21 protein-coding genes are annotated in these 19,942 nt (G+C 71.2%); 1 reads left to right on the plus strand and 20 read right to left on the minus strand.

Going from position 1 to position 19,942, the window contains the following annotated elements; translation table 11 throughout:
• Nucleotides 1-9: 9 nt before the first annotated feature.
• Nucleotides 10-579: a GNAT family N-acetyltransferase gene (locus tag ACZBH1_RS16940; protein ID WP_463646997.1), complete on the minus strand. Its 570-nt coding sequence runs from the start codon at nt 577-579 to the stop codon at nt 10-12.
• Nucleotides 580-627: 48 nt separating this feature from the next.
• Here ACZBH1_RS16940 and ACZBH1_RS16945 point away from each other — a divergent pair, with 48 nt between their 5' ends.
• Complete coding sequence (locus ACZBH1_RS16945; RefSeq protein WP_378880494.1) at nt 628-1,104, plus strand: NUDIX hydrolase; 477 nt, start codon at nt 628-630, stop codon at nt 1,102-1,104.
• A gap of 96 nt (nt 1,105-1,200) precedes the next feature.
• Here ACZBH1_RS16945 and ACZBH1_RS16950 read toward each other — a convergent pair whose 3' ends face one another.
• The 19 genes from ACZBH1_RS16950 to ACZBH1_RS17040 form a co-directional block, all read right to left on the minus strand.
• Nucleotides 1,201-2,121 carry an RluA family pseudouridine synthase gene (locus ACZBH1_RS16950; RefSeq protein ID WP_336397796.1) on the minus strand — a complete coding sequence of 307 codons (921 nt, stop codon included), beginning with the start codon at nt 2,119-2,121 and terminating at the stop codon, nt 1,201-1,203.
• Between the two features lies 1 nt (nt 2,122).
• Complete coding sequence (lspA, locus tag ACZBH1_RS16955) at nt 2,123-2,722, minus strand: signal peptidase II (protein WP_336397795.1); 600 nt, start codon at nt 2,720-2,722, stop codon at nt 2,123-2,125.
• A 9-nt stretch (nt 2,723-2,731) separates the two neighbouring features.
• Nucleotides 2,732-3,310, minus strand: a complete 579-nt coding sequence (locus ACZBH1_RS16960; protein WP_336397794.1) for a DivIVA domain-containing protein — start codon at nt 3,308-3,310, stop codon at nt 2,732-2,734.
• 141 nt (nt 3,311-3,451) lie between these two features.
• A complete protein-coding gene (locus tag ACZBH1_RS16965; protein ID WP_336397793.1) occupies nt 3,452-3,751 on the minus strand; it encodes a YggT family protein in 300 nt (99 codons plus the stop codon).
• Nucleotides 3,752-3,760: 9 nt separating this feature from the next.
• Nucleotides 3,761-4,225: a cell division protein SepF gene (locus ACZBH1_RS16970; protein ID WP_336398050.1), complete on the minus strand. Its 465-nt coding sequence runs from the start codon at nt 4,223-4,225 to the stop codon at nt 3,761-3,763.
• A gap of 32 nt (nt 4,226-4,257) precedes the next feature.
• Nucleotides 4,258-4,944 (minus strand): YggS family pyridoxal phosphate-dependent enzyme, encoded by a 687-nt coding sequence (locus ACZBH1_RS16975; RefSeq protein WP_463647070.1) that lies wholly within the window; start codon nt 4,942-4,944, stop codon nt 4,258-4,260.
• Nucleotides 4,945-4,979: 35 nt separating this feature from the next.
• The gene (gene ftsZ / locus ACZBH1_RS16980; RefSeq protein WP_336397791.1) at nt 4,980-6,134 is read right to left on the minus strand and encodes a cell division protein FtsZ; all 1,155 of its coding nucleotides are present in this window, start codon (nt 6,132-6,134) and stop codon (nt 4,980-4,982) included.
• A gap of 171 nt (nt 6,135-6,305) precedes the next feature.
• A complete protein-coding gene (locus tag ACZBH1_RS16985) occupies nt 6,306-7,322 on the minus strand; it encodes an FtsQ-type POTRA domain-containing protein (protein ID WP_463646998.1) in 1,017 nt (338 codons plus the stop codon).
• A gap of 6 nt (nt 7,323-7,328) precedes the next feature.
• Entirely contained in the window at nt 7,329-8,735 is a 1,407-nt protein-coding gene (gene murC / locus ACZBH1_RS16990; RefSeq protein WP_452324271.1) for a UDP-N-acetylmuramate--L-alanine ligase, read from the minus strand.
• 75 nt (nt 8,736-8,810) lie between these two features.
• Nucleotides 8,811-9,896, minus strand: coding sequence for a UDP-N-acetylglucosamine--N-acetylmuramyl-(pentapeptide) pyrophosphoryl-undecaprenol N-acetylglucosamine transferase (locus ACZBH1_RS16995; protein WP_463646999.1), 1,086 nt, complete (start codon nt 9,894-9,896; stop codon nt 8,811-8,813).
• 148 nt (nt 9,897-10,044) lie between these two features.
• Nucleotides 10,045-11,340, minus strand: a complete 1,296-nt coding sequence (gene ftsW / locus ACZBH1_RS17000; protein WP_336397789.1) for a putative lipid II flippase FtsW — start codon at nt 11,338-11,340, stop codon at nt 10,045-10,047.
• Nucleotides 11,267-12,844, minus strand: coding sequence for a UDP-N-acetylmuramoyl-L-alanine--D-glutamate ligase (gene murD, locus ACZBH1_RS17005; protein ID WP_463647000.1), 1,578 nt, complete (start codon nt 12,842-12,844; stop codon nt 11,267-11,269). The genes ftsW and murD overlap by 74 nt, the downstream gene beginning before the upstream one ends.
• Nucleotides 12,841-13,953 (minus strand): phospho-N-acetylmuramoyl-pentapeptide-transferase, encoded by a 1,113-nt coding sequence (gene mraY / locus ACZBH1_RS17010; protein ID WP_336397787.1) that lies wholly within the window; start codon nt 13,951-13,953, stop codon nt 12,841-12,843. Before mraY ends, murD begins: the two co-directional genes overlap by 4 nt.
• On the minus strand, nt 13,950-15,365 hold the full coding sequence (locus tag ACZBH1_RS17015; protein WP_452324269.1) for a UDP-N-acetylmuramoyl-tripeptide--D-alanyl-D-alanine ligase: 1,416 nt from the start codon (nt 15,363-15,365) through the stop codon (nt 13,950-13,952). The genes mraY and ACZBH1_RS17015 overlap by 4 nt, the downstream gene beginning before the upstream one ends.
• A gap of 41 nt (nt 15,366-15,406) precedes the next feature.
• A complete protein-coding gene (locus ACZBH1_RS17020; RefSeq protein ID WP_463647001.1) occupies nt 15,407-17,194 on the minus strand; it encodes a peptidoglycan D,D-transpeptidase FtsI family protein in 1,788 nt (595 codons plus the stop codon).
• A gap of 49 nt (nt 17,195-17,243) precedes the next feature.
• A complete protein-coding gene (gene ftsL, locus ACZBH1_RS17025; protein ID WP_336397784.1) occupies nt 17,244-17,846 on the minus strand; it encodes a cell division protein FtsL in 603 nt (200 codons plus the stop codon).
• Nucleotides 17,843-18,796 carry a 16S rRNA (cytosine(1402)-N(4))-methyltransferase RsmH gene (gene rsmH, locus ACZBH1_RS17030; protein WP_463647071.1) on the minus strand — a complete coding sequence of 318 codons (954 nt, stop codon included), beginning with the start codon at nt 18,794-18,796 and terminating at the stop codon, nt 17,843-17,845. Before rsmH ends, ftsL begins: the two co-directional genes overlap by 4 nt.
• 123 nt (nt 18,797-18,919) lie before the next feature.
• On the minus strand, nt 18,920-19,351 hold the full coding sequence (gene mraZ / locus ACZBH1_RS17035; RefSeq protein ID WP_336397783.1) for a division/cell wall cluster transcriptional repressor MraZ: 432 nt from the start codon (nt 19,349-19,351) through the stop codon (nt 18,920-18,922).
• Between the two features lie 197 nt (nt 19,352-19,548).
• Nucleotides 19,549-19,914 (minus strand): SCO2097 family morphological protein, encoded by a 366-nt coding sequence (locus ACZBH1_RS17040; protein ID WP_336397782.1) that lies wholly within the window; start codon nt 19,912-19,914, stop codon nt 19,549-19,551.
• Nucleotides 19,915-19,942: the final 28 nt, after the last annotated feature.

Below are 19,942 nucleotides of genomic sequence, written 5' to 3' on the forward strand. Positions count from 1 at the left end.
GCGTCCACGCTAGAGGTCGCGTCGCATCAGCACGCGCGGAAACCCCGAGAGCACCGACGCGGTGTCGGCCGCCTTGGCGAAGCCTGCCTTCTCGAACAGGCCGCGGGTTCCGACGTACGCCATGGTGAGGTCGACCTTCTGGCCGCCGTTGTCGACCGGGTACCCCTCGATCGCCGGGGCGCCCTGCGCACGGGCGAACTCCACCGCACCGTCGATGAGGGCGTGCATGACGCCCTTCTTGCGGTGCCCGGGGCGCACGCGGAAGCACCACAGCGACCACACGTCGAGGTCGTCGACGTGCGGGATCTTGCGGAAGGTGGCGAAGTGCGTCCGGCGGCGCGGTGCGACGGCCGCCCACCCGACCGGCTCGTCGCCGTCGTACGCGAGCACGCCGATGGGTCCTTCCTCCGCCATGAGCCGGCGCACGCGGTCTGCCCGCTCCGGGCCCTTGAGCGCGACGTTCTCCTTCGAGGGGATGCGGTAACTGAGGCAGAAGCACACGCTCGACTGCGGGTTCTTGGGGCCCACCAGCGTCGCGACGTCTTCGAACACCGTCGCCGGCCGCACCTCGATCGCCATGCCCCCAGTCTGACCGGCGGCTCCGACATCCGCGCCTAGGGTGGGTGCGTGCCCACCCCCGACTTCGTCCTCGACCTCCGCCGCAAGATCGGCACCGACCCGCTGCCGCTGGTCGGCGTGACGGCGGTCGTGCTCCGCGACGACCGCGTGCTCCTCGGCCGCCGCAGCGACAACGGCCATCTCACGCCGGTCACGGGCATCGTCGACCCCGGCGAGGAGCCCGCCGACGCCGCCGTCCGCGAGACCCTCGAGGAGGCCGGCGTCCGCTGCCGCGTGGAGCGCCTCGCGTGGGTGCACCAGATCCCGCGGATCACCTACAGCAACGGCGACCAGAGCGACTACCTGGATCTGACCTTCCGCTGCCGCTGGGTGTCGGGCGACCCGTTCCCGGTCGACGGCGAGATGACCGAAGTCGGCTGGTACGACCTGGGCGCCCTGCCGGCGTTCGAGCAGGATGACATGCGGCGGCGCATCGAGTCTGCGCTGACCGACGACGACGTCGCCCGGTTCGAGGGCGGCCGCTGACACGGAATCGGAGGGTTCCGCCGACACGCCGGGCCGCGGCATCCGTTCGCCGCGTGTCGCACGAAATGTCCGATTCCGTGCTCGACGGCCCCGGGCTCAGTCGCCGCGCAGCACGTCCAGCGCGTGCGCCAGGTCGGCCGGGTACTCCGACGTGTAGGTGGCCCATTCGCCGGTCGCCGGGTGGACGAACGACAGCTCGCGCGCGTGCAGCCACTGGCGCGTGAGCCCCAGCCGGGCCGAGATCGTCGGGTCCGCCCCGTACAGCGGATCGCCGACGCACGGATGCCGGTGCGCGGCCATGTGCACGCGGATCTGGTGCGTCCGCCCCGTCTCGAGGTGGATCTCCAGAAGCGACGCCCCCGGGAACGCCTCGAGCGTCTCGTAGTGGGTGATGGAGTCCTTGCCGTCGGGTGTGACCGCGAACTTCCAGGAGTGGGACGGATGCCTCCCGATCGGCGCGTCGATCGTGCCGACGAGCGGGTCGGGGTGGCCCTGCACGACCGCGTGGTAGATCTTCTCGACCTCGCGCTCCTTGAACGCCCGCTTCAGCGCGACATACGCGCGCTCGGTCTTGGCCACGACCATCAGCCCGCTGGTGCCGACGTCGAGGCGGTGCACGACCCCCCGGCGCTCGGCCGCGCCCGTCGTGGCGATGCGGAAGCCGCCCGCGGCGAGGGCGCCGAGCACCGTCGGCCCCTCCCACCCGAGCGAGGGATGGGCCGCGACGCCGGCCGGCTTGTCGACCACCACGATGTCGTCGTCGTCGTGGGCGATGCCGAGGTCGGGGACCTCGACGGGCACCACCCGCGGCTCCTCCTTCGGCGCCCACGAGACGTCCAGCCAGGCGCCGCCGCGCAGCTTGTCGGACTTCGCGAGCGTGCGGCCGTCCATCGACACCCCGCCGGCCTCGGCGACGTCGGCCGCGAAGGTCCGCGAGAAGCCGAGCATCTTGGCAAGCGCGGCGTCGACGCGGGCGCCGTCGAGGCCGTCGGGCACGGGAAGGCTGCGCGACTCCACGTCAGTCCTCGGGAGAGCCGGATGCCGCGGCATCCGCCTGCTCGTCATCGGCCGCAGCGGCCCCGCGGCGCGGCTCGCGCGTGCCGTCGAGGTGCAGGCCCACCACCACGAGGATCGCGACGCCGATCATCATCGACACGATGAAGATGTCGGCGATGTTGTAGATCGCCGGCGACATCCCCGGGAAGAACCAGAGCCACGGCGTGTTGATGAAGTCGATGACGTGCCCGACGGCGAAACCGGGCTCACGCAGCAGACGGTCGGTCAGGTTGCCGAGGACGCCGCCGAGGAGGAGTCCCAGCGCGACCGCCCAGAGGCGTGAGCGCACCCGCGTGGCCGCGAGCCAGCCGATCACGACGGCGACGGCGGCCAGGGCGATGGTGAAGATCCACGTGACCTCGGCGCCCAGCGAGAAGGCGGCGCCCGGGTTGCGCGTGAGGTAGAAGATCAGGAAGTCGCCGATGACGTGCACCGGCTCCTGGTACGGGAGGTTCTGCAGAGCGGATTGCTTCGCCAACTGGTCGGCGGCCAGCACCAGCACCGCGAGAGTCGCGATGATGGTGCCGGCCGCCGCCTGACGAAGGGGAGGTCGGCCCGTCAAGGACCGGGCCTAGAGACCGAGCGCCGAGACCGGCTGTGCGCCGGACGTCGTCGCCGTGGTCTCGAGGTCGCGCAGCTTGCCCTCGATGTAGCTGCGGAGCTGCGCACGGTAGTCGCGCTCGAAGTTGCGCAGCTCGGAGATGCGGCCCTCGAGGTTGGTGCGCTCGCGCTCGAGACGGGCGACCTCCTCGCGACCGCGGGTCTCGGCCTCCGACACGATCGAGGCGGCCTGCGCCTTGGCGTCGGCGATGAGCTGGTCGCGCTGGGCGATGCCCTCGGCGACGTGCTCGTCGTGGAGACGCTGCGCGAGCTCGATGATGCCGGCGCTCGCGGCGGGGCCGCCGGCGGTGGCGGCGGCGGCAGGAGCGGCCTCGACGGGGGCAGGGGCCGGGGCGGCGGCCGGCGCGGGAGCGGAGCCCGACTCGTACGCCGCCAGCTTGGCCTTCAGCTCCTCGTTCTCAGCCAGAGCCTTGCGCCACTCGACGACGATCTCGTCGAGGAAGTCATCGACCTCGTCCGGGTCGAAGCCCTCCTTGAAGCGGACGTGCTGGAACTGCTTGGTGACGACGTCATCGGGGGTCAATGCCATGGTGATTCCTCTTTCGAGCGCTCTGGTCGCTGGCCGATGTCGGGGCCGACCGCCGGTGGACGGCGGTGCGTATCAGGCAAGCATAGTCACCGGTCCGGAGAGTGTCGAAGGGCACCGGCGCGTCGGATGCCGCCCTTCGGCTCAGCCCGCGACGGTGCGCGTGACGCTGAGCAGGATGAACACGAGCAGCATCGTCAGCGCGAATCCGAAGTCGATCGCGATCGCGCCCACGCGGAGCGGCGGAATGAAGCGGCGGAACAGCTTGATGGGCGGATCGGTGACGGTGTAGACGATCTCGGCGGCCACCAGGCCGGCGCCGCGAGGGCGCCACTCCCGATTGAAGAACGGGATCCAGTCGAGGATCAGCCGGGCGAGCAACACGAAGACATAGAGCAGCAGCGCGAGGTTGAGGATCGCTGCGATGAGTTGGACGACTGCCACGTAGCCAGATTACGGCTGCGCGAAGGGAACCGACTCCGGATCCGCCTGTGCAACCGCCCCATCGCCCGACACGGCGACGTTCTCGGGCGACAGCAGGAAGACCTTGCTCGTGACGCGCTCGATGCGCCCGTAGAGCCCCAGCGAGAGTCCGCTGGCGAAGTCGATCAGGCGGCGCGCGTCGGCATCGCTCATCTGCGAGAGGTTGATGATCACCGGGATGCCGTCGCGGAAGTTCTCGGCGATGATCTGCGCATCGCGATACTGCTTCGGGTGCACGGTGAGGATCTCGTTGATCGTCGCGGGCGCCGGCTGCCGCACGACGGCAGGGCGGTGGATCGGCGTCACCGGGGCGGCCGGCTTCTCGACCGCCTTCTCGGACGTGCGAGCACGGGGCTGCGGGGCCGGCTCTTCGTAGACCTCTTCCTCGTCCGCGAGTCCGAGGTACACCATGGTCTTCTTGAGCGGGTTCGACATCTGATCCTCCGTAGTGCTCATCTGTTCCGAGGTTAACCGCGTTGTGGTCTGGGGCCCGTGATTGCCGAGCCGATGCGTAGGTGTGTCGCGCCGGCCGCGATGGCTTCGGCGAAGTCGGCGGTCATGCCGGCCGAGATCCAGCCGGCGTCGGGCACCACGGTGCGCAGCGTCTCGGCGAGGCCGCGCAGACGCTCGAACGCGGGCGCGGGCGGCTCGTCGAGGGGGGCGACGGCCATGATCCCGCGCACGCGCAGCGACGGCAGCCCGGCGGCGTGTGCGGCCAGCGACTCCAGCTCCGCCGGGGCCACGCCCCCGCGCCCCGGATCGTCGGTCAGGTTGACCTGCAGGAGCACGTCCAGCGCCGGCTCCCCCGGCTCTGCGGCGGCGTGGAGCGCGTCGGCGAGGCGGGCACGGTCGACGGAGTGGACGACGGATGCCGCGGCCCGGATCGCCCGCGCCTTGTTGGTCTGCGCCTGCCCGATGAAGTGCCACCGCAGGCCGTCGAGGTCGCCGGCCTCGGCCACCTTGCGGCTGAGCTCCTGCTGGCGGTTCTCCCCCACGTCGCGGACGCCGAGCCGATGCAGCTCGGCGACCAGCGACGCCGGGTGGAACTTCGTGACGACGATGCGGGTCAGCGCCGCGGGATCGCGACCGGCCGCGCGCGCGGCATCCGCGATCCTGTCGTCGACCGCCGCGAGGCGCGCCCGGAGATCTCCCATCACCTTCTGAGCCTGTCCTGAGCGCGCCGCAGGGCTTACTTCAGGAAGTCGGGGATGTCGAGGTCGTCGTCGCCGAAGGCCGTGTCGTACGACGACTCGGTGACCGCGCCCACCGAGACGGGCACCGGCGCCTGCTCGGTCGTCTCGCGGTGGTCCTTCGCCGCCTCCTCGGCCGGGGTGACGGGGATCGCGGGCGTGGAGACCACGCGGGCGGCCGTGATCGGCTCGATGCGCGTCTGCGGCTCGCCGCCGTCGAATCCCGCGGCGATGACGGTGACGCGCACCTCGTCGCCGAGCGTGTCGTCGATGACCGTTCCGAAGATGATGTTGGCCTCGGGGTGCGCGGCCTCCTTCACCAGCTGGGCGGCATCGTTGATCTCGAAGATGCCGAGGTTCGATCCGCCCTGGATCGACAGCAGCACGCCGTGCGCACCCTCGATCGACGCCTCGAGCAGCGGAGACTCCACGGCGAGCTCGGCGGCCTTGATGGCGCGATCCGCCCCCCGCGCCGAGCCGATGCCCATGAGGGCGGACCCCGCTCCCTGCATGACGGACTTGACGTCGGCGAAGTCGAGGTTGATCAGACCCGGCGTGGTGATGAGGTCGGTGATGCCCTGCACACCGGCGAGGAGCACCTGGTCGGCCGTGGCGAACGCCTCGATCATCGAGATGCCGCGGTCGCTGATCTCGAGCAGGCGGTCGTTCGGCACCACGATGAGGGTGTCGACCTCTTCCTTCAGGCGCGAGACGCCCGTCTCGGCCTGCTGCTGGCGGCGACGACCCTCGAACGAGAAGGGCTTCGTCACGACACCGATCGTGAGCGCTCCTATCGACTTCGCGATCTTCGCGACGACGGGGGCGCCGCCGGTGCCGGTTCCGCCGCCCTCGCCCGCGGTGACGAAGACCATGTCGGCGCCGCGCAGGGCCTCCTCGATCTCTTCGGCGTGGTCCTCCGCGGCCCGACGGCCCACCTCGGGGTCGGCGCCTGCGCCGAGCCCGCGCGTGAGCTCGCGCCCGACGTCGAGCTTGACGTCGGCGTCGCTCATCAGCAGCGCCTGGGCGTCGGTGTTGATGGCGATGAACTCGACGCCCCGCAGGCCGAGCTCGATCATGCGGTTGACCGCGTTGACACCACCGCCGCCGACGCCGACGACCTTGATCACGGCGAGGTAGTTCTGGTTCTGGCTCATGCCGGCCTCCGTAGCCCTGGACCTTCTAAACCTTCAACCTCTAGTAGAGGTATAAAGAATTGCCCGGTATGCAATTCCTCGACTCGAAAGTATGCGGACGCCGCCCCCGCGCCGGGAGCGGATCGGCGTGTCGCGGCATCCGGTCCCGAACTTTCGCGGGGACGCCCTCGATCAGCGGACGACGACGACGTCGGGCGACGACACGTCGTACGTGGAGACCTCCGCCGGGGGCCGGGCGGCCATCATCTTGGCGAGGTTCACGGCCTTCTCGGCCGAGTCCGCGGCGCTTCCCCATACGATCTGCGCGTTGGAGCCGCCGAGCGCGAGGGTCACGTCGTCCGGGGTGGTCGCCGAGACCTCGGTCACCTGGGCGCGGATGTCGGCGGGGAGCGAGCGCATCACCTGTCCGGCCGCGGCGAACGCGTCGGAGTCGACGCCGCCCTCGATCGACAGCAGCGGCGTCCCCGCCGCCGGCGTGGCGGTGGTCGACAGCGCGACTCCCGCGGCATCGACCAGCGTGTATCCCGCGCGCGTCTCGATGAGCCCGATCGGCGTGCGCTCGACGATGCGCACGACGAGCTCGTGCGGCGGACGCGCCTCGAGGGCGTACGTCTCGATGAGGGGGAAGGCGACGAGCTCCGCCTTGACCTCGCTCTCGTCCACCAGCGGAAGCGGCGTGCCCAGCTGACCGGCCAGGGCCGTCTCGACCGCGGCGACGTCGAGCTGCTGCGCCCCGGTGACGGTGATCTCCTCGACGGCGAACAGCGGGCTGTAGGCGGCACCGAGGGTGCCGAGCGCGAGGACCAGCACGGATGCCGCGGCCCCGACCCACATCATGCGGCGACGTCGCTGGCGCGCGGTGAAGCGGCGGATCTCGGCGCGCAACGCCTTGCGTCGCGCGTGCGCCGCCCTCCACACCTCGCGGAAGCCGACCTCGGCCGCCTCCGCCGGATCGGCGGCCTCGCCGCCGACGTCCGGGCTGGACCCGGGCGCGGCGGGCGTCGGTGCCGCGAGCGGGATGACGGGCGCCGGCGCGCCCTCGTCCACGCCGGTGCCGGCGTGATCCTCGGGGGCGGCTGCGGCCGGTGCCGCCTCGGCCCGCTCGCGCGACCGGCGCGCCGGCGCGGCCGGCTGCGCAGGGGTGCGCGAGGCGACCGGCGGCTGCGGCAACGGCGACGGACGGCGCATCGGCTGCTACTCCCCCGTGCGCGTGCGGCCGAGAGCCTCGAGGACCTGCGGGATGATCTGGTAGACGTTGCCGCAGCCCAGGGTGATGACGTAGTCGCCGTCGCGGGCCACCGACGCCGTGTAGTCGGCCGCCTGCTGCCAGTCGGGCACGAAGTGCACGTGCGACGGGTCGGCGAACGCGCCGCTGACGAGCTCGCCCGTCACGCCGGGCACCGGGTCCTCGCGCGCCCCGTACACGTCGAGCATGACCGTGTGGTCGGCGTACCGCTCGAGCACCTCGGCGAACTCGCGGTACATCTCCTGCGTCCGCGAATAGGTGTGGGGCTGCTGGATCGCGATGATGCGGCCGTCGCCGACGACCGTCCGTGCGGCGGCCAGCGCCGCGGCGACCTCGGTGGGGTGGTGGGCGTAGTCATCGAAGACGCTGACGCCGCGCTCGACGCCGTGCAGCTCGAACCGGCGGACCGTGCCCGCGAACCCCTCCACGGCACGGACGGCCGGCTCGAGGTCGTGGCCGAGGGTCAGCAGCACCGCGACGGCGCCGGCGGCGTTGATCGCGTTGTGCGCGCCGGGGACCGGCAGCTGCGCGTCGACGGTGCGCCCGTCGTAGGTGACGCGGAACGCCACGGGGCCGTCGGTGACGACGTCGCTCACGCGCACGGCGGCGTCGTCGGCCTCGCCGAACGTGACGACGTGCGCGTGCGTGAGGCGGGCGGCGACCAGCTGCGCACCGGGGTCGTCGGACGAGATCACGACGGCCTCGCGCGCCTCGTCGGCGAAGCGCGCGAACGCCTCGTAGAACGCCTCGCGGGTGCCCCAGTGGTCGAGATGGTCGGGGTCGACGTTCGTGATGAGCGCGACCGACGTGTCGTAGAGCAGGAACGTGCCGTCGGACTCGTCGGCCTCGATGACGAAGAGGTCGTCCGAGCCGCTGCCGCTGGACACGCCGAGCTGGGCGATGACGCCGCCGTTGACGAACGTCGGCTGGACGCCGAGGTCGTGCAGGGCCGTGACGATCATGCCCGTCGACGTCGTCTTGCCGTGGGCTCCGGCGACCGAGACGAGGCGCCGCCCGCCGATGAGCCAGTACAGCGCCTGGGAGCGGTGGATGACGTGCAGGCCGCGCTGCTTCGCCAGCACGAACTCCGGGTTCTCGGGCCAGATCGCACCGGTGTGCACGACGGTGTCGACGTCGTCGGCGAGGTTCGCCGCGTCGTGCCCGACGTGCACCGTGGCTCCGAGTCCGGCCAGCTCGCGAAGCGCCGCGCTGTCGGCGCGGTCGGACCCCGACACGCGGATGCCGCGCTCGAGGAACATGCGGGCCAGCCCCGACATGCCGGATCCGCCGATGCCGATGAAGTGGGCCGCGGAGATGTCGTCGGGAATGGGGAGGGTGAGATCGGGTCTGATCATGACCGTCCAATCCTAAGTTGGGCGGCCGGTGCCTCGGGCAGGGCGCGCTGACCGTCCCCGGCTCGGAGGTCCTCGTCAGCCCCGGAGTGCGGCGTCGATCATCGCGACGACGTTCTGCGTCCCCGAGCGCGTGCCGACGGATGCCGCGGCCGCCGTCATCGCCGCACGCCGGGCGTCGTCGCCCAGGAGGGGGATGACCTCGGAGCGGACGCGATCGCCCGTGAAGTCGGCATCCGGGATCAGCACGGCCGCGCCCGCGCGGACGGCGGACGACGCGTTGAGCGCCTGCTCGCCGTTGCCGACGGCGTAGGGCACGTAGACCGTCGGGATGCCGAGGGCGCTGATCTCGCTGACGGTCGCGGCGCCCGCGCGCGACACGATCGCGTCGGCGAGGGCGAACGCGAGGTCCATGCGGTCGACGTAGCGGCGCACGACGTAGCCGGGCACACCGGGGTCGGAGAGTTCGGAACGCTCCCCCGTGATGTGCAGCAGCTGCCAGCCGGCGTCGAGGACGTCGCGCCAGGCGGTGCCGTGGCCCTCGCCGAAGGCCTCGTTGAGACGCTGAGCCCCGAGTGACCCGCCGAACACCAGCAGCACGGGCCGGGCGAGGTCGAGCCCGAAGTGGGCGGCCGCCTCGGCGCGGAGTGCGGCGCGGTCGAGAGTGACGATCTCGCGGCGCAGCGGCATCCCCACCACCCGCGATCGCTTGAGCGGGGTGCCCTCGAAGGCCACGCCGACGCCGGCGGCCCGGCGGGCGCCGAGCACGTTCGCCAGTCCCGGGCGCGCATTCGCCTCGTGGACCACGAACGGCACGCGCTCACGGCGCGCCGCGACGTAGGCGGGTGCCGAGGCGTAGCCGCCGAAGCCCACGACGACGTCGACGCCGCGTGCGCGGATGTGGGCGCGCACCTGTCCGATCGCGCGCGGGAACCGCGCCGGAAAGGCTGCGGCGGCCTTGTCGGGGCGCCGCGGGAACGGCACCTTGTCGACGAACAGCAGCTCGTAGCCCCGCTCGGGCACGAGGCGCGCCTCGAGCCCTTCTCGGGTGCCGAGGACGAGCACCACGGCCTCCGGGTCACGGGCGCGCAGTGCATCGGCGACCGCCAGGAGCGGGTTCACGTGTCCGGCGGTGCCGCCGCCGGCCAGGAGGTACGTCGTCACTCCCCGAGCCTACCCGGCTCGGTCCTTCCAGGTTCGGGGCGCACCGCGTCCGTTCGGGGCGCACCTCGCGCGCCCCGAGCGCACGGGGCGCGCCCCAAACCCGGGAGAAGAGACCGGGGGCGCCCGAGGCCGGCGGCAACGATCGCGGTCAGCGGACGGCGCGCAGCTTCGCCCGCTCGCGCGCGGCGCGCACCTCGGCGATGCGCGCCTCGCGTCGCGCGACGGAGGCCGGCAGGGTGCGGGCGAAGGCCAGCAGGACGCCGGCCGCCACGAGCACCGACAGCAGCGACGTGCCGCCCTGCGACATGAACGGCAGGGGCACGCCCAGCACCGGGAAGACACGCAGCACCACGCCGATGTTGATGAGCGCCTGGCCGACGATCCAGACCGTGATGCCGCCGGCGGCGATGCGCACGAACGGGTCGTCCGTCTTGCGGATGATGTGGAACGCGCCGACCGCGAACAGGGCGAACAGCGTCAGCACCACCGCGCAGCCGATGAGCCCGAGCTCCTCGCCGACGATCGCGAAGATGTAGTCGTTGGCCGCCGCGGGAAGCCAGTCGTACTTCTCGCGCGAGTTGCCGAGCCCGAGCCCGAAGATGCCGCCGCTGGCGAGACCCCAGATGCCGTGCAGCGGCTGGTAGCAGTCGTTGAAGTAGTCGTCGAGGCAGTTGGGGTTGAGGAAGCTCATGAACCGCCGCATGCGGTCGGGGCTCGTCAGGAAGTAGAACGCGACGAAGCCGACCGCGGCCACCATCGGCAGGATGAACACGCGCAGCTTCACGCCGGAGAAGAAGAGCCCGCCGAGCACCACCAGGACGAGGATCATCGCGGTGCCGAGGTCACGGCCCGCGATCACGGTCGCGATCGCCAGCCCCGCCACCGGCACGAGCGGGATGTAGACGTGGCGCCAGTCGGCCAGCAGCGTGCGCTTGCGGAACAGCACGAACGCCACCCACAGGGCGAGGGCGAGCTTGAGGAACTCCGACGGCTGCGCCTGCACGCCGCCGACGTTGATCCAGTTGCGGTTGCCGTCCATGTCGATGCCCAGCGGCGTGAACACCAGGAGCTGCAGCGCGATCGCCGCGATGAGGGCCGGCCAGGCCACCCGTTTGAAGAAGGTCAGCGGCAGCCGGCTGGCGATGAGCATGAGCGGGATGCCGATCGCGGCGAAGGCGACCTGCTTGATGACGTCCTCCCACGGCGCCACGCCGCGCGCGGTCGCGATCGCCGACGTCGCCGACAGCACCATCACCAGCCCGAAGACCGTCAGCAGCAGCGTCGTGGACGCGATGAGCAGGAACTCGCTCGGCACCGGGGCGAAGATGCGCCCGAGGGAGACCCGCGCGGCGAGCCCGCGGCGCGCGGAGTCAGTGTCCTCGGCGCTCGTCGGTGTCGGACCCGTCCGGGTCGGCCGGGTCCGAGGCGGCTGCGTCGTGGTCACCCGTCTCCCCTGTCCCGATCCGATCCCGTACCGCGGCGGCGAACCTGCGGCCGCGGTCTGCGTATGACGTGAACTGGTCGAAGGATGCTGCGGCGGGAGCGAGGAGAACCACGTCCCCGTCGCGCGCCACCGCCGCCGCCAGTTCGACGACCTGCGCCATGACCTCTTCAGTCTCATCGGCCTCGACCTCGAACACGGGCACCGCCGGCGCGTGTCGCTCGAACGCGGCGACCACCTCCGCCCGCTCGAGGCCGATGACAATGGCCGCCTTCGTTCCGGCGCCCCTGCCGGCGACGAGAGCCGAGATGTCGACGCCCTTCAGCAGGCCGCCGACCACCCACACCGCACCGGGATACGCCGCGAGCGACGACGCGGCGGCGTGCGGGTTCGTGGCCTTCGAGTCGTCGATCCAGGTGATGCCGGCGTGCCGGGCGACCACTTCGATGCGGTGGGGGTCGAGGCGGAAGCCGCGCAGCGCGTCGCGGATCGCGAGCGGCGGCACGCCCAGCGAGCGCGCGAGCGCGGCGGCGGCGAGGATGTTCGCCACGATGTGGGGTGCCGCCAGCCCGAGCTGCGTCAGCTCGTCGACCGTCGACAGCTCCAGTGCGCTCTTGTGCCGGTCCTCCAGGAAGGCGCGGTCGACGAGGATGTCCTCGACGACGCCGAGGTCGCTCGGGCCGGGCACGCCGAGATCGAAGCCGATGGCCCGCGCGCCCTCGATGACATCGGCGTCCTCGACCATGCGCCTGGTCGCGGCATCCGCCTTGTTGTACACGCACGCGACGCGGGTGTTGTCGTAGACGTGCGCCTTCGCGTCGCGGTAGTCGTCGAACGAGCCGTGCCACTCGAGGTGGTCGTCGGCGAGGTTCAGGCACACCGCCGCGTGCGGCGAGACCGGCTCGGGACTGCTCTGCAGACCCAGGTACCAGAGCTGGTGGCTCGAGACCTCGACCACGAGCGCGTCGAATCCCGAGGGGTCGCGCACCGCATCGAGGACCGGCGTGCCGATGTTGCCGACCGGCGCCGCCCGCAGCCCGCCGGCGACGAGCATGGCGGCCGTCAGGCGCGTCGTGGTCGTCTTGCCGTTCGTCCCGGTGACGAGGATCCAGTCCGCCGGCGTGCCGTCCGCGCGCAGCACCTTGTCGCGGACGCGCCATGCCAGCTCGATGTCGCCCCACAGCGCGATGTCGCGCTCGCGGGCCCACGTGATGACCGGATGCCGCGGCGAGAAGCCCGGCGAGGCGACGACGACGTCGGGCTCGAACCCGGAGAGCTCGGCCGGCACGGAGCCGAGCGGCCCGGTCCAGAGCCGGGCGCCGATGACGGGCAGCAGGCGCTCGTACTCCTCGTCGGCCCTTTCGGTCACGACGAGGACGTCGGCGCCCAGCTCGGCGAGCGTGTCGGCGACCGAGAAGCCGGTGACGGAGAGCCCGAGCACGGCGACCCGCAGCCCCTTCCAGTCCGCGTTCCAGCTGGTCAGGGTGGCCAGGCGTTCCGAGGTCATGTGCGGGAGAGCCATTCGACGTAGAAGAATCCGACACCCGACACCGCGAGCAGGCCGGCGATGATCCACATGCGGACCACGATGGTCACCTCGGACCAGCCGCGCATCTCGAGGTGATGGTGGAAGGGGCTCATCAGGAAGAGCCGCTTGCCGCGGGTGATCTTGAAGTACAGCCGCTGGAGGATCACCGAGCCGGGGGCGATGACGAAGACGCCGGCGACGAGGACCGCCAGCAGCTCGGTGCGGGTCAGGATCGCCATGGCGGCCAGGACCCCGCCGATCGCCATCGATCCGACGTCGCCCATGAAGACGTTCGCCTTGGGCGCGTTCCACCACAGGAAGCCGACCAGGGCGCCGACGAACGACGCGGAGACGATGGCCAGGTCGAAGGGGTCGCGCGTCGGGTAGCACGCGGCCTTCGCCGCAGCCGACAGCGCCTCGCCTCCCCAGCAGGCCTGGTTGAACTGCCAGAAGGCGATCAGGCTGTAGGCGCCCGCGACGAAGATGCCCGAGCCGGCCGCGAGCCCGTCGAGCCCGTCGGTCACGTTGGTGCTGTTCGAGAAGGCGACGCCGATGAACGACACCCAGGCGAGGTAGAGGATCCAGCCGACGATGAGACCGAGCGCCATGAACGAGAGCACGGGCACGTCTCGGAAGACGGAGATGTAGGGCGAGGCGGGGGTCTGCCCGTACTGGTTGGGGAAGCTGAGCGCCACGATGCCGAACGGCACCGTCACGATCACCTGGCCGAGGATCTTGCGCCAGCCACTCAGTCCCATGAACTTCTGCTGACGAACCTTCATGTAGTCGTCGATGAAGCCGACCGCGCCGAGGCCGACCATCATCCATATCACCAGCAGACCCGAGATCGTGGGCGGGTTGTTGCCCGCGAAGCCGCCGACGAGGTATCCGACGATGGTTCCGACGATGAAGATCGTCCCGCCCATGGTGGGCGTGCCGCGCTTGGTCTGGTGATTGGGGTTGCGGATGTCCTCCGGGGTCCGGATCACCTGGCCCCAGCCCCATCGGCGGAACAGCCGGAGGAAGACCGGCGTGAGGAACAGGGTGAATGCCAGCGAGATCGCTGCCGCGGTAAGGAGTGATCTCACGAGAACGATTCTCCCAGACGATCGCCGAGGAACCGCAGTCCCGCCGAGTTGGAGGACTTCACCAGCACGCGGTCGCCCTCGCGCAGCTCGCCCCGCAGGTAGTCGAACGCCTCGTCGGCGGTCGAGAAGAAGACCGCCTCGTTGTCCCACGAACCCTGCGCGACGGCCTCGAGGTACATGCGGCGCGCCGCGTCGCCCACCACCACGATCCGCTGGATGCCCAGGCGCACCGCCAGCAGCCCGACGCGGTCGTGCTCCTCCTCGGAGTACTCGCCGAGCTCGCTCATCGCGCCCAGCACCGCCACCGTGCGCTCGCCCGGACCGGTGATCTGCGCGAGTGTGCGCAGGGCTGCCGCCATGGAGTCGGGACTGGCGTTGTAGGCGTCGTTGATGATGCGCACGCGGTCCGAGCCCAGCGGCTGCATCCGCCAGCGCTCGGCGATCTCGACCGTCTCCAGGCGCGCGACGGCGTCGGCGAGGGACACGCCGAGCGTCGTGGCCGCGGCGATGGCGGCCAGCGCGTTCATCACGTGGTGCTCGCCGAGCACCCGCAGTCGCAGCGGCAGCGAGACGCCGTCGGCGGTCACGGTGAACGAGGTTCCGGATGCCGTCACCACGACGTCGTCCGCCCGCACGTCGGTCGCACCCTGGCCGCGGCCGAACCAGCGGACACCCGCACCCGCCTCGGACGCGATGGGCGCCATCGCGGCGACCCGGGCGTCGTCGGCGTTGAGGACGGCCACGCCGCCCGCCCGCAGCGACTTCACCAGCTCGGACTTCGCGTGGAAGGTCCCCTCGATCCCGCCGAACCCGCCGGCGTGGGCCATCCCGACCATGAGCACGACGGCGACGTCCGGGTCGACGAGGCCGGCGAGGCGCGCGATGGCGCCGGGGCCGCTCGCCCCGAACTCGCTCACGAGGTACCTCGTCGACGCGGTCACGCGGAGCATGGTCAGGGGCGCGCCGACCTCGTTGTTGAACGACGCCTTCGGCGAGACGGTCTCGCCCTCCCCCTCCAGGATGCGGGCGAGCAGGTTCTTCGTCGTCGTCTTGCCGTTGGACCCCGTGATGCCGACGACGCGGAGGTCACCGGCATCCTTCACCCGCTTCACGACGTCGCGGGCGAGATCGGCCAGCGCCTCCACGGCGTCGGCCACGACGATCTGGCTCACCGGAGCCTCGACCGTCCGCTCCACGATCGCGAGGGCCGCGCCTTTCCCGGCGGCGGCATCGACGAACAGGTGGCCGTCGGTCTCCTCGCCGGGCTTCGCGACGAACACGCCGCCCGCCTCGATGAGCCGGGAGTCGGTGTCGACGGCCCCCGAGATGACGGTGTCGGCGGTGGCGCCGGGGGCGAGATGAAGCTCGCCCGAGACGGCGTGGGCGATCTGGGCGATGGTGAGCGCGATCATGTGGGGAGTACTCCGGCCCTCAGCTGGAATCCGGCACGGGACTACCCGAACTTGGGCAGCAGCTCCGGCGACGACGTCGAGGGCATGACGCGATACGTCTTCAGAACCTGGGTCATGGCCTTCTGGAACGCGGTCGCATTGGCCGCAGACGATGTTACCTTCGTCGGCTCGTCGAGGGTGACGACCACCACGTACTCGGGATCGTCGGCGGGCGCGAACCCGACCATGGTCGTGTAGTAGACACCCGCCTTGTAGCCGCCGTTGACGAGGTCGGGCTTCTCACCGGTGCCCGTCTTGCCGCCCAGGCGATAGCCCGGGATCTCGACCGTCTTGGCGTACGGCGCCTGCAGGAAGACGTTCTCGAGCATCTCGCGCATGTGCGCCGACGTGGTCTCGCTGATCACCTGCTCGGGCTCGGCGAGCTCCGGCGTCACCACGGTGCCGTCGGGCCGGGTGCACGACTCGACGATCGTCAGCGGCATCATCACGCCGTCGTTCACGATCGCCCCGTAGGCCCGGGCGAGCTCGGGCATCGTGGTCGTGACGCCCTGCCCGAACGACGTGTTGTACGCCGTCTGCGCGCCCCACTCCGACACCGGGTGGATCAGCCCGTTGCCCTCGAGCGGGTAGGTCGAGCCGGTGCCGGCGCCGATGCCGAAGCGCGTCAGGTAGTCGAAGCGCGTCTGGTTGTCGACCCGCTCGCTGAACTTGGAGATGCCGACGTTCGAGGAGTCGATGAGCACGCCGGTCAGCGTGTAGAGGTTCGCGGGGTGCTGGAACGCGTCGCGCACGCGCGCACCGTTCGGGAATGTCTCCAGCCCCGCGGCGGTGACCGTGGAATGCGGCGTCTGACCGCCGGCGTCGATGACGGTGGCGGCGGTGAGCGCCTTGAACGTCGACCCGGGCTCGAAGGAGCCGCGGAAGATCTCGCTGGTCCGGTCCTCCGCATCGGTGGCGTCCACGTCGTTGGGGTCGACGGTCGGGTACTCCGCCGCCGCACGCACCTTGCCGGTCTTCACCTCGTAGACGAGGACCGACCCGTGCTGGGCGGCCATGTTCTGCGTCTGCTCGGCGATGAGCTGCTGCAGATACCACTGCAGGTCGCGGTTGATGGTCAGCTGCAGCGTGCCGCCGTCCTGCGCGGGCACCTCGGTCTCGGTGCCGGGGATGACGACGCCGTCCTTGCCCTTCTCGTAGCTGCGGCTGCCGTTCTCGGCGGCCAGGCAGTCGTTCTGCGACTTCTCCAGTCCCTCGAGCGCCTCGCCGTCGGTGCCCATGAACCCGACGAGGTTGCCCGCGACGGCGCCGTCGGGGTAGGCGCGCGCCGGGTGGGAGATGCACGTGATGTACGGCGCCTCGAGGTCGGCGAGGGCACGGAACTGCTCGGTCGAGACGCCCTTCTTCAGCTGCGCGTAGCGCGAGTACTGGTCGGCGGCCAGGGCGGTGCCGACGATCTCGCGCACCTCCTCCGGAGTCTGCCCGGTGATGCGGGCGACGTCGCTGGACAGGTCCCCCCACAGCGGCGCGTCGGACTCGCCCTCCAGCACCTGGGCGTCGATCTGCGTGATCAGCAGGGGGTCGAGCTGGCAGTCGTAGCGGAGGATGCTGCCGGCCAGCGTCTGCCCGCTCTCATCGACGATCTGCCCGCGGGTCCCGTAGAGGGTCTGGGAGCTTGCGAACGCCGTGTCCAGCGAGTCCTGGATGTGCTCGTCGGCGTTGACGACCTGGATGTCGACCAGGCGCACGATGAAGCCGGCGAGGACGGCGAGGACGACGGCGAGGGCCACGACGGTCCGGCGGCGGGGGCTTCTCGTGCTGCGTGTCGTCATCTGCGTGAGTCGTCGTCTCGGTCTCGATCGCCGTGGGGTGTGTCCGGGTTCAGTGTGTGCTCGGGACCGGCAGTCCCTCGGTGATCGGCGGCGGTGTGTTGCCGACACCGGCGTCGCCGGGACCCGCCGTCTGCACCGGGACGCCGTCGATGGTGGCGTCGGGGACGGTGACCAGCGGTGTGTCGGTGATGAGGGCGTTGGGCACCGCGCCGCGGCCGATCGCGTCGACCGACGAGGCCCCCATCGCGACCTCCGAGGGCCCGAGGATCGCACCGTCGCTCAGCCGCAGGTAGCTCGGCGCCTCATTGATCACCATGCCCAGCGCGGCGGCGTTGGCCGCGAGGTACTGCGGCGAGCTGAGGCCCGCGACGTCGTCGTAGAGGATCTGCTTCTCGTACGTCAGGTCGCGCTGCTGGCTCGTCAGGGCGGCGATCTCGTACGTCCCCTGGGTCGTCATGATCGACAGCGCCATCTGCGCGCCGGCGATGAGGAACGCCCCGAGCACCGCGATGACGCCGTAGAGGAGCTTCGGGCGGCGGCGCCGGGCGGGAGCCTCGACGACCCGCAGTCCGCGGCGCGGGTCGCCGACGCGATCCGGCGCGACGGCACCCCTGGTCCGCGCGGGAGCGGCGAGGGCGTTCGCGGTGCTCATGAGTCCTCCTTCACTCGCTCGGCGGCACGCAGGCGCACCGGCGTCGCGCGCGGGTTGACCGCGCGCTCTTCGTCGGTGGCCAGCTCGGCGCCTTTGACGAGCAGCCGGAACCTGGGGGCGTGCTCGGGGAGCTCGACCGGCAGGCCTCGGGGCGCGGTCGAGGCCGAGGCATCCGCGAGGGCGCGCTTGACGAGCCGGTCCTCGAGCGACTGGTACGACAGCACGACGATGCGGCCGCCGACCGGCAGGATGCCGAGCGCCGACGGGACGGCCCGCTCGAGCACCGACAGCTCGCGGTTGACCTCGATGCGCAGCGCCTGGAAGACCCGCTTGGCGGGGTGCCCGGTGCGCTGCGCGGCCGCCGGCGTCGCCGCCTGGAGGATCTCGACCAGCCGGCCGGAGCGCTCGATCGGCGCCTCCGCGCGGGCGGCGATGATGGCGCGGGCGTAGCGTCCGGCGAGCTTCTCCTCGCCGTACCGCTCGAAGATGCGGCGCAGGTCGCCTTCGCCGTAGGTCGCGAGCACCTCGGCCGCGGTGGTGCCGGCGGACTGGTCCATGCGCATGTCCAGCGGCGCGTCCTGCGCGTAGGCGAAGCCGCGATCGGCCACGTCCAGCTGCAGCGACGAGACGCCGAGGTCGAACAGGATGCCGTCGGCTGCGGCGAAGCCGGCCGAGGCGACGGCATCCGCGATCCCGTCGTAGACGGTGTGCACGAGGTGCACGCGGTCGCCGAAGCGGGCGAGCCGCTCCCCCGCGATGCGCAACGCGTCGGTGTCGCGGTCGAGTCCGACCAGGTGGAGCCCGGGGAACCGCTCGAGGAACGCCTCGGAGTGCCCGCCCATGCCGAGGGTCGCGTCGACGAAGACCGCGCCGTCCCGCTTGAGGGCGGGGGCGAGCAGCTCGATGCAGCGCTCGAGCATGACCGGGGTGTGGATGTCGCGCAGGTTCATGATCGACAGGGCATCCGCGGATCCCGTCCCCTGGAGCCTGATCCCCATCCGCTCTGACCTGGCACCGGGGAAGTGGCGTCAGGGCGGGAGCGGCTGGGAGTCGGGCTTCAGGCGACGTGAGCCTCAGAACAGGCCCGGAATCACCTCCTGCTCCAGCTCGGCGTAGCTCTCTTCGTTGGCCTCTGCGTAGGTGTTCCACGCAGCGGCGTCCCAGATCTCGGCATGAGCGCCCACGCCGGTGACGACGAGGTCGCGCTCCAGGCCGGCATATGCGCGCAGCGGAGGTGGGATCGTGATGCGGTTCTGACCGTCGGGCTTCTCGGCACTGGCACCCGAGAGGAACATGCGCAGGAAGTCGCGCGCCTGCTTGTTCGCGAGCGGCGCCTCGCGGATGCGGTCATGCACCCGCTCGAACTCCTTCTCGCTGAACACGTACAGGCAGCGGTCCTGTCCGCGCGTCACGACGACACCCCCACCAAGGTCGTCGCGGAACTTGGCCGGGAGGATGACGCGCCCTTTGTCATCCAGCTTGGGTGTGTGGGTACCCAAAAGCATCGGTACATCACACCCCCTTCAATCCGGCCCCCCGGGATGTCCGCCACTTTACTCCACTCTCCTCCACTTGACCACCATTTCTCGCTACCGGTTCTCCGCCGCCCCCACTCGGCACCGCTCGGGGTGCCTGCGGGCACGAAAAAAAGCACCGACCCGAAGGTCGGTGCTTTGTTCTGCTGCTCAGGCGGCGGGGACGCTCAGCGCTCCTCCTGCCGCCTGTCCCAGCGATCGTTCATGCGATCCATGAACGAGGAGTTGGACTGCGCTCTGGGGGGCCGCTCGGGCTCGACGCGCGCCTTGCCGGGACCGCGGCCGGGGGTGATCGCGAGGATCACGCCGCCCAGCATCACGACGAACCCGATGACGCCGACGACGATCAGCTGCTGCGAGACGCCGACGATGAGCCCACCGAGGCCGAGCAGCACGAGGATCGTGCCGTAGACGATGTTGCGATAGCTCAGTGAGCGTCCGCCGCGGGGCGCGCTGACGACGTCCGCGTCGTTGCGCATGAGATGGCGTTCCATCTCGTCCAGCAGGCGCTGCTCCTGTTCGGAGAGTGGCATGCATCCCCCTCTGTACTTCGGTGGCTCG

The sequence above is a fragment of the Microbacterium sp. ZXT2-5 genome, assembly GCF_055329545.1.